Source organism: Endozoicomonas sp. SESOKO3, from assembly GCF_024606255.1.
Window position 1 is genome coordinate 1 of sequence record NZ_JAHHPR010000777.1, and the last position, 1,252, is coordinate 1,252.

Sequence of the window (1,252 nt, forward strand, 5' to 3'; positions counted from 1 at the left end):
GTGTGAATGAATCTGTTGCCATTACCCGCTCACGCGATAAATTACGTTCTTTACAACTGTTGTCACGAAAAGATATTGGATTACCAAGAACAGGTTTTGCCAGTAAGCCCGAAAATGTAAAGGATCTCATCAAGAACGTAGGCGGAGCACCAGTCGTAGTAAAATTACTGGAGGGTACTCATGGTATCGGTGTAGTTCTGGCATCTACTCAGAGAGAGGCAGAAGCAATCATTGAAGCTTTTATGGGGTTAAAAGCGAATATATTAGTACAGGAGTTTATTAAAGAAGCAGGCGGTGCAGATCTCCGTTGTTTTGTGATTGGTAGCAAAGTTGTAGCAGCTATAAAGCGACAAGCAGCAGATGGAGAGTTTCGCTCAAACCTGCATCGCGGCGGAACAGCCACACTCGTCCGTTTGTCAAAAGAGGAGAGAGCAACTGCAGCTAATGCCGCAAAAGTCATGGGACTGAACGTCTGCGGTGTCGACCTTTTACAATCTGACAATGGCCCAGTGGTTATGGAAGTTAACTCCTCTCCGGGTTTGGAAGGTATTGAAAAAGCAACTGGAAAAAATGTTGCTGGCATGATCTACGAATTTATTGAAAGCAAAACAACGAAATCAACCCGAACTCGTGGAAAAGGCTAAAGGTAGCAACGATGTTAGTACCAGATATCAGTATTGGTGGTTGTGTGATTAAGGCCGGGCAGACCAGGCAAGTTCGTCTGGAGGTTGCAAAGCTATATACCGATACGGATTTTTCGGTGCCTGTACATGTCATACACACTAGAAAACCTGGTCCAAAGGTCTTTGTGTCCGCAGCCATTCACGGCGATGAGCTGAACGGTATTGAGATTATTCGCCGGCTCATCAATTTGAAGACATTTAAAGTGACTGCGGGTACGTTAATTCTTGTGCCCATGGTTAATGTTTATGGGGTGCTTTATCAAAGCCGGTATCTCCCGGATCGTCGAGACTTAAACAGAAGCTTTCCCGGTTCCCCGAAAGGCTCACTTGCGAGCCGGTTAGCGCACATGTTCCTGACAGAAATAGTCAGCCTTTGTGAATGCGGTATAGACCTTCACACAGGGGCTATACATCGCTCAAATCTGCCTCAGATTCGTGCCAATTTAATGGACACAGAAACTCTGAGCCTGGCAAAAGCGTTCGGGGTACCCGTTTTATTGAATGCCAATATTCGCGACCAGTCCCTTCGGCAGTCAGCTGAAGAGCATAATACACGTATACTGCTATAT

2 protein-coding genes are annotated in these 1,252 nt (G+C 45.8%); both read left to right on the top strand.

Annotated elements, in window-relative coordinates:
• A partial coding sequence (locus KDK18_RS13670; RefSeq protein ID WP_257255487.1) for a RimK family alpha-L-glutamate ligase occupies nt 1–644 on the top strand: 644 nt, incomplete at its 5' end.
• An 11-nt stretch (nt 645–655) separates the two neighbouring features.
• Nucleotides 656–1,252: succinylglutamate desuccinylase/aspartoacylase family protein (locus tag KDK18_RS13675; RefSeq protein WP_257255488.1), on the top strand; the 597-nt coding region annotated here is incomplete at its 3' end.